The 13,340-nt window shown below is 46.4% G+C and carries 14 protein-coding genes; 6 read left to right on the forward strand and 8 right to left on the reverse strand.

The window, feature by feature from the left end; translation table 11 throughout:
* Positions 1-2: 2 nt before the first annotated feature.
* Positions 3-563: a DUF1415 domain-containing protein gene (locus tag B5D50_RS08715; RefSeq protein WP_078922214.1), complete on the forward strand. Its 561-nt coding sequence runs from the start codon at positions 3-5 to the stop codon at positions 561-563.
* Entirely contained in the window at positions 560-1,147 is a 588-nt protein-coding gene (locus B5D50_RS08720; RefSeq protein ID WP_078922215.1) for a rhomboid family intramembrane serine protease, read from the forward strand. Before B5D50_RS08715 ends, B5D50_RS08720 begins: the two co-directional genes overlap by 4 nt.
* Positions 1,148-1,158: 11 nt before the next feature.
* Here the strand turns inward: B5D50_RS08720 and B5D50_RS08725 are convergent, their stop codons facing one another.
* The gene (locus B5D50_RS08725; protein WP_078922216.1) at positions 1,159-1,713 is read right to left on the reverse strand and encodes a protein-tyrosine phosphatase family protein; all 555 of its coding nucleotides are present in this window, start codon (positions 1,711-1,713) and stop codon (positions 1,159-1,161) included.
* A gap of 199 nt (positions 1,714-1,912) precedes the next feature.
* Here B5D50_RS08725 and B5D50_RS08730 point away from each other — a divergent pair, with 199 nt between their 5' ends.
* Positions 1,913-3,298, forward strand: coding sequence for a copper amine oxidase (locus B5D50_RS08730; RefSeq protein WP_078922217.1), 1,386 nt, complete (start codon positions 1,913-1,915; stop codon positions 3,296-3,298).
* A 50-nt stretch (positions 3,299-3,348) separates the two neighbouring features.
* The gene (locus tag B5D50_RS08735) at positions 3,349-3,648 is read left to right on the forward strand and encodes a RyR domain-containing protein (protein WP_078922218.1); all 300 of its coding nucleotides are present in this window, start codon (positions 3,349-3,351) and stop codon (positions 3,646-3,648) included.
* Here the strand turns inward: B5D50_RS08735 and B5D50_RS08740 are convergent.
* The 5 genes from B5D50_RS08740 to B5D50_RS08760 form a co-directional block, all read right to left on the reverse strand.
* Entirely contained in the window at positions 3,626-4,402 is a 777-nt protein-coding gene (locus B5D50_RS08740) for an exodeoxyribonuclease III (protein ID WP_078922219.1), read from the reverse strand. The genes B5D50_RS08735 and B5D50_RS08740 overlap by 23 nt on opposite strands.
* A gap of 24 nt (positions 4,403-4,426) precedes the next feature.
* The gene (gene argF, locus B5D50_RS08745) at positions 4,427-5,344 is read right to left on the reverse strand and encodes an ornithine carbamoyltransferase (protein ID WP_078922220.1); all 918 of its coding nucleotides are present in this window, start codon (positions 5,342-5,344) and stop codon (positions 4,427-4,429) included.
* Positions 5,345-5,381: 37 nt separating this feature from the next.
* On the reverse strand, positions 5,382-6,563 hold the full coding sequence (locus B5D50_RS08750) for an aspartate aminotransferase family protein (RefSeq protein ID WP_078922221.1): 1,182 nt from the start codon (positions 6,561-6,563) through the stop codon (positions 5,382-5,384).
* A 210-nt stretch (positions 6,564-6,773) separates the two neighbouring features.
* On the reverse strand, positions 6,774-7,352 hold the full coding sequence (locus tag B5D50_RS08755) for a class I SAM-dependent methyltransferase (protein ID WP_078922222.1): 579 nt from the start codon (positions 7,350-7,352) through the stop codon (positions 6,774-6,776).
* A gap of 122 nt (positions 7,353-7,474) precedes the next feature.
* Positions 7,475-8,059 carry a superoxide dismutase gene (locus B5D50_RS08760; RefSeq protein ID WP_078922223.1) on the reverse strand — a complete coding sequence of 195 codons (585 nt, stop codon included), beginning with the start codon at positions 8,057-8,059 and terminating at the stop codon, positions 7,475-7,477.
* Between the two features lie 148 nt (positions 8,060-8,207).
* Here B5D50_RS08760 and B5D50_RS08765 point away from each other — a divergent pair, with 148 nt between their 5' ends.
* Positions 8,208-9,410: a multidrug effflux MFS transporter gene (locus tag B5D50_RS08765; RefSeq protein WP_078922224.1), complete on the forward strand. Its 1,203-nt coding sequence runs from the start codon at positions 8,208-8,210 to the stop codon at positions 9,408-9,410.
* A 29-nt stretch (positions 9,411-9,439) separates the two neighbouring features.
* Here the strand turns inward: B5D50_RS08765 and B5D50_RS08770 are convergent, their stop codons facing one another.
* Positions 9,440-10,387 (reverse strand): lysylphosphatidylglycerol synthase domain-containing protein, encoded by a 948-nt coding sequence (locus B5D50_RS08770; protein ID WP_078922225.1) that lies wholly within the window; start codon positions 10,385-10,387, stop codon positions 9,440-9,442.
* Between the two features lie 54 nt (positions 10,388-10,441).
* Here B5D50_RS08770 and B5D50_RS08775 point away from each other — a divergent pair, with 54 nt between their 5' ends.
* Positions 10,442-11,446, forward strand: a complete 1,005-nt coding sequence (locus B5D50_RS08775) for a glycosyltransferase family 2 protein (RefSeq protein ID WP_143594305.1) — start codon at positions 10,442-10,444, stop codon at positions 11,444-11,446.
* 130 nt (positions 11,447-11,576) lie between these two features.
* On the opposite strand, the gene B5D50_RS08780 is transcribed toward B5D50_RS08775, so the two are convergent.
* Positions 11,577-13,115 carry an ankyrin repeat domain-containing protein gene (locus tag B5D50_RS08780; protein ID WP_159448601.1) on the reverse strand — a complete coding sequence of 513 codons (1,539 nt, stop codon included), beginning with the start codon at positions 13,113-13,115 and terminating at the stop codon, positions 11,577-11,579.
* Positions 13,116-13,340 lie beyond the last annotated feature (225 nt).

Consider the following 13,340-nt stretch of genomic DNA (forward strand, 5'->3'; position numbering starts at 1 on the left):
GTATGGCTTTACATCCACAAGCGGCCACGGTGATTGCTCAAACGCGCCAGTGGATCGAGCGTTTGGTACTCGCGCATAATTTATGCCCGTTTGCGCATCAGCCGTATCAAACCGATCGGATTCGGTTTAGTGTAACTGCCGCGACTAAGCCGGAGCTGCTATTAGCGGTCTTGAAGGCGGAATTGCATGCCCTCCAAGCGACACCTACGGAAAAAGTAGCCACCACACTGCTGATTCACCCTGAGGTTTTGACAGATTTCTATGCCTATAATGATTTTCTGGATGATGCTGATGAATTGCTCTATCAAGAAGGCTTAGAGGGTATTTTACAAATAGCCAGTTTTCATCCACATTATCAATTCTCTGGGACAGAGCCGGATAATGCTGAAAACTATACCAATCGCTCACCTTATCCGATGCTGCATTTATTGCGTGAAGCCAGTTTAGAGCAAGCTATTGCGCAACATCCGAATGTGGATGCGATTCCAGAACGCAATATTCAAGTGATGCATCAATTAGGGGTCGATACCCTCAAGCGTATTTTACAAGGGAAGAGTGTATGACTCAGCAAAATAACCAACACAGTATTCGGCAAGAACTCCCGCTGGTTTTATTGTTTGTTGGCTTAATTTGGTTGGTCTTTGTTTTGGATCGGTTCTTACCTTTGGAGCAATTAGGTTTAGTGCCACGTGATAGCGGACATCTGTTTGGCATTATCACCATGCCGTTTTTGCACGGTAGCTTCGAGCATCTAATGAGTAATACGGTACCTTTATTAGTCCTGCTGACCTTATTAGCAGGTTCACGAGCCAATAGTCGGACGATTGTGCTAACGATTATCTTGCTCGGCGGAAGCTTGTTATGGTTATTTGGGCGTGGTGCAGCTTTGCATATTGGTGCAAGTGGCTTAGTGTTTGGTTTGGCGGTGTTTTTAATTGTTTCTGGTTTATTAGAGCGCCGTATCTTGCCTTTATTGATCGCGGTGTTCGTGGTGTTTATGTATGGCTCTAGTTTGCTGAGTGGGATTTTGCCTTGGCAACCCGGTGTTTCATGGGATGGACATTTATTCGGTGGGCTAGCGGGGGCGGTGGCAGCGGTTTTTTTAGCACGTGGTCAGCAGCTGGTGACGCGGCGAACTAAAAGCTAAACAGCACCCCGTTAAGCGATCAGGCGTTGCCACCAAGAGCGTGACAAGGGTAGGTTTGAGTTATCGGGGGCAATTCTCGTCGTGGGTGCGCGCTGTGCCATTAAAAACTCGTATTGAATTTGGGTTTGCGGCATCGGGCAACCCCGTCGATCAGACATCAAGTTCATAGCGGCTTGTGGTGTCATCCCATCTCGGATCAATAAACTACCCGCTAAAACGCCAGTACGCCCAATGCCAGCATAACAATGAATCGCCAGATTACGCCCCTGTCTAAGCTCAGTCTCTAAGTTATTAACTAAACCACGAAAGGCTGTTAAGTTGCGAGGAACTGCTTGATCAGGAATCGAAAAATGCTCAAAACCTAGATCGAATTCTTGACATAGATGTTCTTCAAGCGCTAAACCCCGAACAATCATCTCCGGCTTTTCCAGTAAGCAGACAATCGTATCAATCCCTAGACTCATATAATACGCCATATCTTCCGCTAAGACCTGAGGACGAGGGCAGGGCATTATATACAACTGACCCGCGCCAATTTGTTTCAGCTTAAAGATGCTTGGATTCATGGAAATGAGAACTAAAACAATGACCGATGAAGTTTGGGAGTATAACCTATTGTTGGTGCAGGGCTAAGCAAATGCTGAGTAATTTAACAGCGGGTTTCCAATCATTACTGAGTAGGCTCCAGTTCTAAGTTATCCTTTAATAAATACCACTTATAGTTTTGGACATCGACTCTTCAGCAGCATCTTTTAGACTGCTGTTATGAAAACTAAGACACCTTTAAATTTTTTAGCCTTACTATTCGTAGTCACCCATCTTCTTTACCTGACACCCAGTAAAGCAGCTGAGTTTTGTTCAGATGACTACTATATTAATGTTACTTTGGCCAACGGTGCGCGCTGGGATTTATGTTGGGAGCAGCGTAATCGTGAGGGGATTATCTTACATAAAGTGCATTACACTCCCGCCGCAGGACAGCGGCGCATGGTCTTAAGTAGTGCCAGCCTTGCACAAATTCATGTACCTTATGATGATAATGGCGCTCGCTACCATGATATTTCTGATTATGGTTTAGGTGGCAGCTATATGGTCGGCTTACGCCAAACCGATTGTCCCGCCGGAAAATTACTCAAGCTTGATAATAAGCCAGTGATTTGTGAGCAAATCAGTCAAAGCGATCACGGCTTTCGTTATCAAAACGAGCAGGTCAACATTGAGTCCTTATCGCTATTCAGTGTATCGCGAGTCGGTGCTTATCATTATATTCCTTTGTGGCGGTTTTATGCGGATGGTTCGATTGAACCAGCAGTCGGGGCTACGGGGGCTTTGCAGCGCTTTAATGATGCCAGTGCTGAAGATAGGGGGTGGCTCATTGCAGACAATAAAGTCGGTTTAGGCCATGTGCATAATTTCTTTTGGAAACTTGATTTCGATTTAGCGGGTAGTTCGCGCAATGATCTGATTGAGGAGCTGAATCTGCAACAGCAGGGTGAACAACTGGTTTTACAAGTTAAAGAGCTGGCGACAGAAACGGGGCGTAGTGTGAATCCAGCCACTGCCCGTCGTTGGCTGATTCGTGATCGTGAGCAAAAAAATACCGAAGGGCAAGCCCTTGCTTATGAAATTCGTTTGCCACAGTCTGAGCAACAAGATAGAGGCCCCGATTCCGAAACCTTTACCCACGAGGATATTTATTTTACGACCTTCCGTGATTGTGAGTTATATGCCTCCCACAATCCCGAGTTAGCAGGATGTGCAGATAGTTTGTCAGGTTTTGTCAATCAAGAAACTTTGCAAGGTGCTGATTTAGTCGTATGGCCGAGCACAACTTTTTATCATATGCCCCGTGCAGAAGATGCGCCTTTCATGGATGCGCATTGGTCTTATATTAGTCTGACTCCACGGGATTGGCAGGCACGTAATCCCTTAAGCCCGAGTGCTGATCTCTCAGGTACTGATTTAGCCCAACCAGAGCCTGAGCCGGAACCCCCCATTACACCGCCTGTGCTCCCACCTCGCCCACCGATTACGCCACCTAGCCCAGTACCGGCTCAACAGGGCGGCACGGGTAGCTTGGATTATGGGCTGCTCCTGCTGCTGGTCTTAGCAAGTTGGGGGATGCGACGGCGGCGTAATAGACTGGATTGACGAACGAAGTCGTTCGATCCACACTAAGGAAAACTATGTTGGAGTTTTGCATGTATCAGCCAGAGCCGATTGATACCTCTAAGGTGATTTTGCCGAAAGTTTTAGAGGAGTTATTAGAGTTATTATCGTATAACACCCATGAGGTTTGGGCACAGCACCGTCTCCAAGAGGGTTGGGTCTATGGAGAGGAGCGGGATGATAAAAACAAACGCCATCCTTGTCTGATCCCTTACGAAGATTTATCAGAAACTGAAAAAGCTTATGACCGCAACACGGCACGCGAGGTACTCAAGGTGATTATGGCCTTGGGTTTTAAAATTGAAAAAACTAAGGATAGCGATAGTCAATGATCACTGGCGCATGATCAGAAAAGCGTTCATCTCTGTAAATACGTGTGGTGACGACGCTGCCCTGCAAATTGGGAGTGAGTACTTGGTAGTCAATCCGCCAACCTAGATTTCTATCCCAGGCATTGGTGCGCATTGACCACCAAGTATATTGATGAGGCTCTTGCGGTAATTCGCGGAAAGCGTCAACAAAACCATATTCAACAAACACTTTATCTAACCAAGCGCGCTCAGCGGGTAAAAAGCCAGAGAATTTCTGATTGGCCTTCCAATTGACTAAATCTTCAGGCTTATGGGCAATATTCCAATCACCACAGATAATCGCGTGGCGACCCGACTGCTTTAAGCGGGTGAGCACCGTTTCAAAATGGGCAAGGCAACGGTATTTAGCGGCCTGACGAAGCTCACCTGAAGAGCCAGAGGGTAAGTACAAGGAGATAACACTTAAGTCACCAAAGCGTGCTTCTAGATAACGACCTTCAGCATCAAATTCTTCCGAACCCATCCCCTCAATCACCGTGTCCGGTTGAGTGCGGCAATACAAGGCTACACCGCTATAGCCTTTTTTCTGGGCATCATGGTAATAACAGTGGTAGCCCGTCGGAAAAAAAGTGGCCGGATCTTCACGTAATTGATGGACTTGGGCTTTAGTTTCTTGAATACAGACGACATCGGCTTGTTGGGTATTCAGCCAAGCAAAGAAGCCTTTTTTAGCGGCAGAGCGAATGCCATTAACATTAGCAGTGATGATACGCATAGGTCTGCACTCGTGGATTAAGGATTAATGAGGAAAGCCCAGTAATAAGGCTTCCATTAACGCTTTTTGAGCATGTAAGCGATTTTCAGCCTCATCCCAAACCACACTTTGTGGGCCATCAATTACGGCTGCAGATACTTCTTTACCCCGATAAGCTGGTAAGCAGTGCATAAAAATAGCATCGGGATGCGCCAAAGCCATTAAATCATCTGTGACCTCGAACCCCGCAAACGCTAGCTCACGCTGCTTTTTTTCAGCTTCTTGCCCCATGCTGGCCCAAGTATCGGTCGTGACGAGATCAGCATTTTGGACGGCCTCTTGTGGAGTCGCACAGAAGCTGAGCTGAGCAGCATTAGCTGCCACAATGCTTGCCTTGGGTTGATAGCCTTGTGGGGTACAAATGCGTAGTTTGAAGTTCAGCAGACGGGCAGCTTCCATCCATGAATGGCACATATTATTGCCATCCCCGACCCAAGCAACAGTACGCCCAGTGGGTAAACCCCGTTGCTCGATCCAAGTCATTAGATCGGCTAATAACTGACAAGGGTGATGGGTATCGGTTAAGCCATTGATCACCGGTACACGGGAATAGGCCGCAAAGCGCTCCACTTTATACTGCTCAAAGGTACGAATCATCACCATATCGACCATACGCGAGATCACCCGCGCTGCATCTTCAATCGGTTCACCTCGGCCTAATTGGCTATCATTCGGCGATAGAAACAGTGCATGCCCACCTAATTGAGTCATCCCCACTTCAAAGGAGACTCGTGTGCGGGTGGATGCCTTCTCAAAAATCATCGCTAAGCTACGATTTTGCAAAGGGGTATAAAGCTCGCCACGTTTAGTCATGGCCTTTAAGTCGATGGCGCGTTCAAGCACAGCGAGTAACTCAGCAGAACTAAGATCGCTTAAAGTAAGGAAATGTCGGACTGTACTCATATCAGCTCTCTGGCATCCGGCACAATAAAGAGCGAGATTATAAAAAATCCCGTATTAAATCTATGACTGTAGTGATGATCTGATCCGCTTGTTGCTGAGTAATGACTAAAGGTGGCAACAAGCGGATAACATTTCCTGCGGTGACATTAATTAAAATCCCTTTAGCCAAACCTTGCTTGACTAATTCGCCGCAATCACGCTCGAGTTGAATGCCGATCATGAGGCCTTTACCACGCACTTCTTTTACGCCCGCCACCTCAGCTAAGCCTGTACGGAAACCCGTTAAGAAGTATTCACCTAATTCAGTGGCGCGTTGGGCAAGTTGCTCTTGTTCCATCACCTCAACGACCGCTAAACCTGCGCGACAAGCAAGAGGATTGCCGCCAAAGGTTGAACCATGATTTCCATAGCCAAATACACTCGCAGCTTTGCCCCGTGCTAAACAAGCACCAATCGGCATGCCATTACCTAGCGCTTTTGCCAGCGTCATGACATCCGGTTGAATGCCAGTATGTTGAAAGGCAAACCATTTGCCTGTGCGGCACATACCCGTTTGGATTTCATCAGTGATTAATAAGCAGTCATATTGATCACAGAGTTCGCGCAAACGCGGTAGATAGTCTGCGCTAGGAATTTGTACGCCACCTTCGCCTTGAACGGGTTCAACCAAGACCGCCACAATATTAGGATCAGTGGCTAATTGCTGGGCAACAGCTTCCGCCTCACCATATTGCACCCGCACAAAGCCTGCTAATAACGGACCAAAACCCGCTTGAGCTTTCGGATTCCCCGTTGCGGTTACTGTTGCCATCGTGCGCCCGTGGAAAGCATTACTCATGACAATAATTACTGGGCATTCAATACCCTTATTATGTCCATACAAACGCGCAATCTTAATGGCAGCTTCATTCGCTTCTGCACCAGAGTTACAGAAAAACGCATTATCCATCCCAGCTAAGGCACAGAGGCGCGCACCTAAAGCCTGCTGATTTTCAATTTGATAAAGATTAGAGGTATGAATCAAGCGCTGGGCTTGTTCACAAATCGCCGCAGCGACCTCTGGGCGGGCATGGCCTAAGCTACATACAGCCACGCCAGCAACTGCGTCTAAATATTCCTTACCTTCGGTATCAAAGAGCACAGCACCTTGGCCACGAGCAAAGGTGACAGGTAAGCGAGCATAGGTTGGCATTAATGTTTCTTTAATTATAGTCGTCATTGCAAACCCTCCAGTTAAGATTGGGAAAAACAAAAAGGCAGCCGCTGCAGGCTGCCTTTAGTTATTCAAAGCTCGAATATAGGGGATGAATGCCGCTATGTCAATCCAAGCACCTTAGGCACTAGAGAGGTTTATTCAAGCGAATTCAGAGAGTTGAAAATCTCAGGGTGATCTTTGATTTTAAACGGATATTGATGGGTATTAGGCCGTTTAATGTGACCTTTTTTTAATATGATAGACACTAGCGGGTGGGAAATTATTCAGTACAAAACTGCTGCGTTCCGCGATGAGGCCATGATGTTGCAGAATTTGAGGCTTCACTGGGCAGCGATGGCCGTAGGTAAATTGAATAAAAACCCCCTGAGGTTTTAGTACTTGAAACGCACCTTTAAGAATTTCATCAATTTGCTTATCTTTCATGGATAAGAAGGGCAAGCCACTCACTACTGCACCGACGTCCTGTAAGGGTAAACGGTTGAGGGATTCAGCAGCCCCATTCACAACCAAAGCTTTGGGGTAGTGGGTTTGCATATTTTTGGCGAATTTACGATTCAGCTCAATCAATACCAAATTTTCTTCAGGGATACCGCAAGCCAGTAGTTGACGAGTAAAGACCCCCGTACCAGGGCCTAATTCAACAACCTTACCGACTTCAGCACTTAAACCTTTTACCATTTTGCGGGCTAAGCGTTCACTAGACGGTAACACGGATGCGGTAACCAGCGGTGCTTTCATCCACTCTAGCACGAAACTTGAGGTTTCGCGGAGTTTAACTGTTTTACTTAACATAAGTGCTCCTATCGAGGTTACCCTTGTTATTAGTAGGGCTGCTACTGTGGTAGTTCAAGTATTTAATAAAAAAACATAAAAAAACCGGGCGTAATAACCCGGCTTCTTGTTTTTCAGCCTTATTATGCTGCGAAGTTTGCGGCAGCAAAATCCCAGTTCACTAAATTATTTAAGAAAGTTTCTACAAATTTAGGACGTGCATTGCGATAGTCGATGTAATAAGCATGTTCCCAGACATCAATACACAGCAGTGCCGTATCGCCTGTGGTCAAAGGCGTGCCGGCTGCACCCATATTAACGATGTCGACTGAGCCATCCGCTTTTTTCACCAGCCAAGTCCAACCGGAACCAAAATTACCGACAGCAGACGCTTGGAAGGCTTTTTTGAAGTCCTCATAAGAACCCCATTTTTTATTAATGGCCTCTGCCAATGCCCCCGTAGGAGCAGCGCCACCATTTGGCTGCATGCAATTCCAGAAGAAGGTGTGATTCCACACTTGTGCAGAGTTATTGTAAATACCACCAGAAGAAGTTTTTACGATGTCTTCGAGCGATTTATCTGCAAATTCAGTATTAGGAATCAGGTTATTCAGGTTGGTAACATAGGCAGCATGATGCTTGCCATAGTGATATTCAAAAGTTTCTGCAGAAATATGCGGGGCTAAAGCATCTTGTGCATAAGGTAAGGCTGGCAGCGTGAAAGCCATGATATTGCTCCTTGATTTGGTCTTAAATATCGGCTGTTTAAAGGGCGTAAGATAGCCATTTAGAGGCCAAGGTGCAATAAGCCTCGTTCACAAGCTGGGCTTTTGGTCGTACACTTTCGGGTTTTCCACCAAAATAGAAGCTAACCTGATGCAGCCGAAAATGCCCGGCCTTGTGGAGTTTGTTACGCTAGTGGCACTCCTTTCTTCGTTAATGGCACTGGCGATTGATGCCATGCTGCCTGCTTTGCCCATTATCGGTGATGATTTAGGGGTGAGTAATCCTAATGCCCCGCAGTTGATTATTTCTACCGTATTTTTAGGTATGCTCGTCGGGCAAGTCCTCTTTGGCCCACTCTCTGATAGTGTCGGACGTAAGCCATTAATTTATTGGGGGCTAGGACTGTTTATGCTCGGTAGTTTGGTGTCGATGTTTGCGCCGAGTTTTGAAATGATGTTGTTCGGACGCATCTTGCAAGGTATTGGTGTGGCAGCCCCCCGCGTTGTGACAATGGCGTTAGTCCGTGATTGTTATTCTGGGCGTGAGATGGCGCAGATTATGTCATTCACTATGATTGTTTTTATTATGGTGCCCGCCATTGCGCCCTCTTTAGGCCAAGGCATTTTATGGGTGGCTGATTGGCGGATGATTTTTGGATCATTTATTTTCTTATCAGCACCGATGCTGATCTGGTTTTGGTTGCGTATGCCCGAAACTTGGCCACCACAGAAGCGCCGCCCCTTTGCTTGGCAGGAGCAATGGATCGCCACCAAAATAGTCTGCAGTAATCGGTTGGTGATGGGATATTCCGTTGTCACAGGCTTGGTCTTTGCGGCTTTTTTAGGTTATTTAAACTCAGTTCAGCAAATTCTCCAAGAGCAATATGGCTTAGGTGAGCAGTTTCCTTTGTATTTTGCAGCCCTCGCTTTGTCGATTGGCGGCGCTTCTATCGTCAATGCTAAATTAGTGATGAAGTTGGGAATGCGACTGTTATCCGCTTACGCCTTGCAGATAGTCTCTGCTTTATCCGCAGTATTTTTAGTGATCGTTTTGTTACAGCAGGGTCAGCCGCCTTTATGGTTGTTTATGTTGTATTGCTTGATTGCTTTTTTTAGTGTGGGTCTGCTGTTTGGTAATTTAAACGCACTGGCTATGGAAACCATTGGGGATTATGCAGGGATCGGTGCGTCCATTATTGGTGTGCTTTCAAGTGCGGTGGCGATTCCTCTGGGTGTTGTGATTGGGCAAGCGTATAACAACACCGTGATTCCTATTGTACTGGGTTTCCTGATTTTGACGGTACTCGCTTTATTCTTGCAGCGTTGGACAGAGCGTCAACGCAGTCAGGATTGAAAGCAAGCTCGAGAGCGGTTTAAGTCAGCCTAAAGCTTCGGCTTAGGTAATAACCAACCGACTAAACCGCCTATCAACGCTGAGCCGAGCACAAATAAGTGCAGATTAATGGCTGCACTACTGGCGATAGCGGGCGCTAAAAAAGGCAGGAGGGCGGCAATAATCCCTGCTTCATAAGTCCCGATTCCTGCGGGAGCATGCAGAGGGAGGACGCTAGTTAGTTCACCGGCCACCACCGCAGTAATTAAAACATTCCAAGTGACACCATCAATAAACTGATCCAAAACCCAAGCCAAGGTCAGTAGTTTGACGAGCCAGTTTAACCAAGTTAAGGCCCAACTCTTGAGAAAGCTCAGCATACTATCGGGTAGGCCAAATAAAGTTTGCTGAGCTAAGGCGCTAAAACGCCCAGTTTTACCTGCAAAATGCAGCTCAACTCGATGGCGGAGTAAATAAACTAACGGCGGAATTAGCATCCATAGCAGGATAATAGGAATGGCCAGTCGTCTTAACGGAGTAACGACGAGCAAAGGATAAATAGCAAAGGCCAAAATGCAGTGTAAATCTAAAAAGCGAAACCATAATAAAGCAGAGACCGATTGTGCATAATTGATCTCAAAATAACGCTTCATCATCATGGGAAAGCTCAACTCACCCGTGCGAGCAGGCAGTAAATTATTGAATACATTATGCAGTAAAGTCAGACGTAAACAGGCAACTGGATACGGACGCAAGGCCGGAAAGTAATCATATAAGCGCCAAGTACGTAGGCCATAACTCACCAGCAGTAAGACAACCGCAATCAGCAATTGCTTCCAACTTAAACTGGCCCACGGTTGCAGGATATTTTTCCAGCCTAGCCAGTATTCCACGCCAAGCACAAAGAGGAGCACAATCAACCAAGGCCAAACTTTACTAAACCAGTGAGGTGGTTTAGAGCTAGAGGTCGGTGGCGGGAGTTGTTTAGTATCTGTCATCGCGATAGGTTTTCCGTATAATCCGCTTGCATTCTAAATGATTGGATCAGCATTGTGGCGACTGAATATGAAGAAACAGTAAGTATTATCGTACCTTTTTATAATGAAGAAGGTAATGTCTTACCCTTAGTCGAAAGGGTACATACCGCGCTCGCTGAATTCACTTTGCCTTGGGAGCTTGTGCTAGTCGATGATGGTAGCACAGATGCAACCCTAGAACGCTTACAGGCAGCGACGGCTCAATACGGTCAGCATGTTTTTGTCGTCGAATTGCAGCGGAATTTTGGCCAAACCGCTGCTATGCAAGCAGGGATTGATCAAGCGCAAGGGAGCTTATTAGTCACCTTGGATGGCGATTTGCAAAATGACCCCGCTGATATTCCAGCAATGGTTGCTGACTTGCAGGAGCGGAAGCTAGATTTATTAGTCGGTTGGCGCAAAGAGCGCAAAGATACTTTAATTCTACGCAAAATCCCCTCACGGATAGCTAATCGGTTAATCCGTAAAGTCACTGGCGTGTATCTGCATGATTACGGTTGCAGCTTAAAGGTTTACCGTGGTTCGGTGATTCGAAAAGTACGGCTCTATGGTGAAATGCATCGCTTTATTCCTGCTTGGGTCGCAACCACTGTACCGCCCTCACGGATTGGTGAGCGCGTCGTCAAGCATAATGAGCGTTTTAGTGGCGAATCTAAATATGGGATTTCGCGTACTTTCAGAGTGATCCTCGATTTGCTCTTCATGTGGTATTTTATGCATTACCGCGCTCGTCCTGGGCATTTCTTTGGGGTGATGGGCTTAGGAACAGGTTTAGTCGGCGGCTTAATTCTATTCTGGCTGACGATTGAGAAATTTATTTTCGGTGATGATATTGGCGGTCGACCGCTATTGTTAGTTGGTGTGGTCTTGATGATTGCTGCCTTACAGTTTTTAACAACGGGTATTCTGGCAGAAATGTTAGCACGTACTTATTTTGAAGCTGCAGGGCGTAATGCCTATACGATTCGCGATACTGATGAGCAACCTGAGCGTGCTTGGTATTCAGCCTCAGTCACTTGAATAACTGGTTTTGATGGCTTTTAATGGCATCGTACATTGCTCTATTTCTGCTCTATGTTCAGATTCGCCTAAAAAGAGCGGTTTAAATCCGCTCTTTTATCGCTTAGTTTCCTAGCTCAAACTAAGCCATTTATTGGGCGCGTGGGTGATGTTGCATCCAAAGATTCAGATATTCTAAAACGCCGCGACTATCAATTTCATGTTTGTTGTCGCGTAAAGCCAGATTAGCCAGCTTCATCGCATCATTGCCATCGGAGTTGACTGCGTAAACATCAGCCCCCGCTTTTAATAAATTAATTAAGGCTAATTTATGTCCAAAGCGAGCAGCATGATGCAAAGGTGTCCAATTCTTCACCGTTACAATATTTGGATCAACGCCAGCCGCTAGTAAAGTCGTGACCGCAGAGGTTTGCCCAGTAGAGGCTGCTGCATGCAGCGGCGTTTCTCCTTGAGCATTTCGATAGTTAGCATAGCTTGGCACTTTAGCCAATACCGCAATCCATGCTAAATCCCCATCTAAAGCTGCATCAAAGGTTTTTTTGCCAAATCGACCTGAAGGGTCAGTTGCTCCTGAGCGAACTAAGATATTTGCAATATCTAAGTTATTATTATTAATAGCTATCGTTAGAGGGGTGACACCACTAGCTGAGTAATTGACATCAGCCCCTAGTTTAATCAGCTGCGGAATTTTATCGGCTTCACCGCGCTCAACTGTCTGGAACAGGGCTTTACCGAGAACACCACCATCCGCTGTTGCACCCCCTGCGATTAAAGCGCCTGCCATGCCAAAATCACCCCGATTTAAAGCAAGCGAGAGGGCTGATTCGCCATCCTTAGCGTAATTGGGATTGGCTCCCATTTTTAGGAGGTTAGCGACTTTTTCGCGCTCGCCTTGCTCAACCGCAGTAAACATGACACGACCTAAATCGTTGGGATCGCGTTGTGCACCTGCGGCTAGCAAAATACCAATTAAACCAATATCACCATTGCGTGCAGCGATGGATAAAGGCGTAACTTCACCTTCCGAGTAATTGGCATTCGCACCTAATTTAATCAGATTATTCACCCGATCACGATCTTGCATTTGCACGGCTTTGAGCAGAGCACGCCCTAAAACGCCCGCATCATTGGGTGCGCCACTTTTCATTAATAAATAGGCAATACCCGTATAGCCCCCATCAACCGCCATCTGTACCAGCTCTTGAGTTGGCTTAGCCCCTTGATTAATAAAGTTTTTAGCTTGGTTATAATCACCTTGAGTGATCGCCGCTTGTAAGCCATTAGAGAGGCGGTCTTCATTAGCTTGAGCTTGATCACGTTTAGCTTGTTCTGCCGCTAAGCGCTCTTGTTGAGCCTTTAGTGCAGCTTGTTGTGCAGGATTTGCACCCGACCCAGTAACATTCGCCGGTGTTGCGGGGTTATTGGCGATTGCCGGTGTGCCATTGGCTGCAGGGGTAGTTACCGCTTGCTGAGCCAATTCTTCCCACTGTTTAACATAAGCTTGTGCTTGAGCCGCTTCAGCGGTTTTGCCTTCTTTAGTTAAGCGGGCGGCCTCTTGTTTCCATACACTAATTTGTGCCTCAGCTTCAGCCGCAGTTTCTGCCTGAGCCAGCGTTGCCCAAGTGAAAATGGCTAAACTTAAAAGCACCAATGAATAATTCTTAATCAAACAAAAATTCCTGCCCTCAAGCGGAAAATTCATATAAAGTCTCCATACAATATTTCCTGATTGGGGTTTCGAGCTCATTTGGCCCATCAGATCGCAAATTACCCAAGCCTGTTTTTGCAGATCCATTCAGAAGTCACCACGGCGGTGATGATAGCAATAGCGTTTCCCCATATTCAATCGCTAGCTAGCAAAGATCGTTCGTTTAGAGCAAGAAACACTCAAAAA

Source organism: Thiothrix eikelboomii (assembly GCF_900167255.1).
GTDB classification, from domain to species: domain Bacteria; phylum Pseudomonadota; class Gammaproteobacteria; order Thiotrichales; family Thiotrichaceae; genus Thiolinea; species Thiolinea eikelboomii.

Coding starts and splice junctions, on each gene's coding strand:
- B5D50_RS08715 (WP_078922214.1), top strand. CDS start 3: ATGGCTTTACATCCACAAGCGGCCACGGTGATTGCTCAAACGCGCCAG.
- B5D50_RS08720 (WP_078922215.1), top strand. CDS start 560: ATGACTCAGCAAAATAACCAACACAGTATTCGGCAAGAACTCCCGCTG.
- B5D50_RS08725 (WP_078922216.1), bottom strand. CDS start 1,713: ATGAATCCAAGCATCTTTAAGCTGAAACAAATTGGCGCGGGTCAGTTG.
- B5D50_RS08730 (WP_078922217.1), top strand. CDS start 1,913: ATGAAAACTAAGACACCTTTAAATTTTTTAGCCTTACTATTCGTAGTC.
- B5D50_RS08735 (WP_078922218.1), top strand. CDS start 3,349: ATGTATCAGCCAGAGCCGATTGATACCTCTAAGGTGATTTTGCCGAAA.
- B5D50_RS08740 (WP_078922219.1), bottom strand. CDS start 4,402: ATGCGTATCATCACTGCTAATGTTAATGGCATTCGCTCTGCCGCTAAA.
- argF (WP_078922220.1), bottom strand. CDS start 5,344: ATGAGTACAGTCCGACATTTCCTTACTTTAAGCGATCTTAGTTCTGCT.
- B5D50_RS08750 (WP_078922221.1), bottom strand. CDS start 6,563: ATGACGACTATAATTAAAGAAACATTAATGCCAACCTATGCTCGCTTA.
- B5D50_RS08755 (WP_078922222.1), bottom strand. CDS start 7,352: ATGTTAAGTAAAACAGTTAAACTCCGCGAAACCTCAAGTTTCGTGCTA.
- B5D50_RS08760 (WP_078922223.1), bottom strand. CDS start 8,059: ATGGCTTTCACGCTGCCAGCCTTACCTTATGCACAAGATGCTTTAGCC.
- B5D50_RS08765 (WP_078922224.1), top strand. CDS start 8,208: ATGCAGCCGAAAATGCCCGGCCTTGTGGAGTTTGTTACGCTAGTGGCA.
- B5D50_RS08770 (WP_078922225.1), bottom strand. CDS start 10,387: ATGACAGATACTAAACAACTCCCGCCACCGACCTCTAGCTCTAAACCA.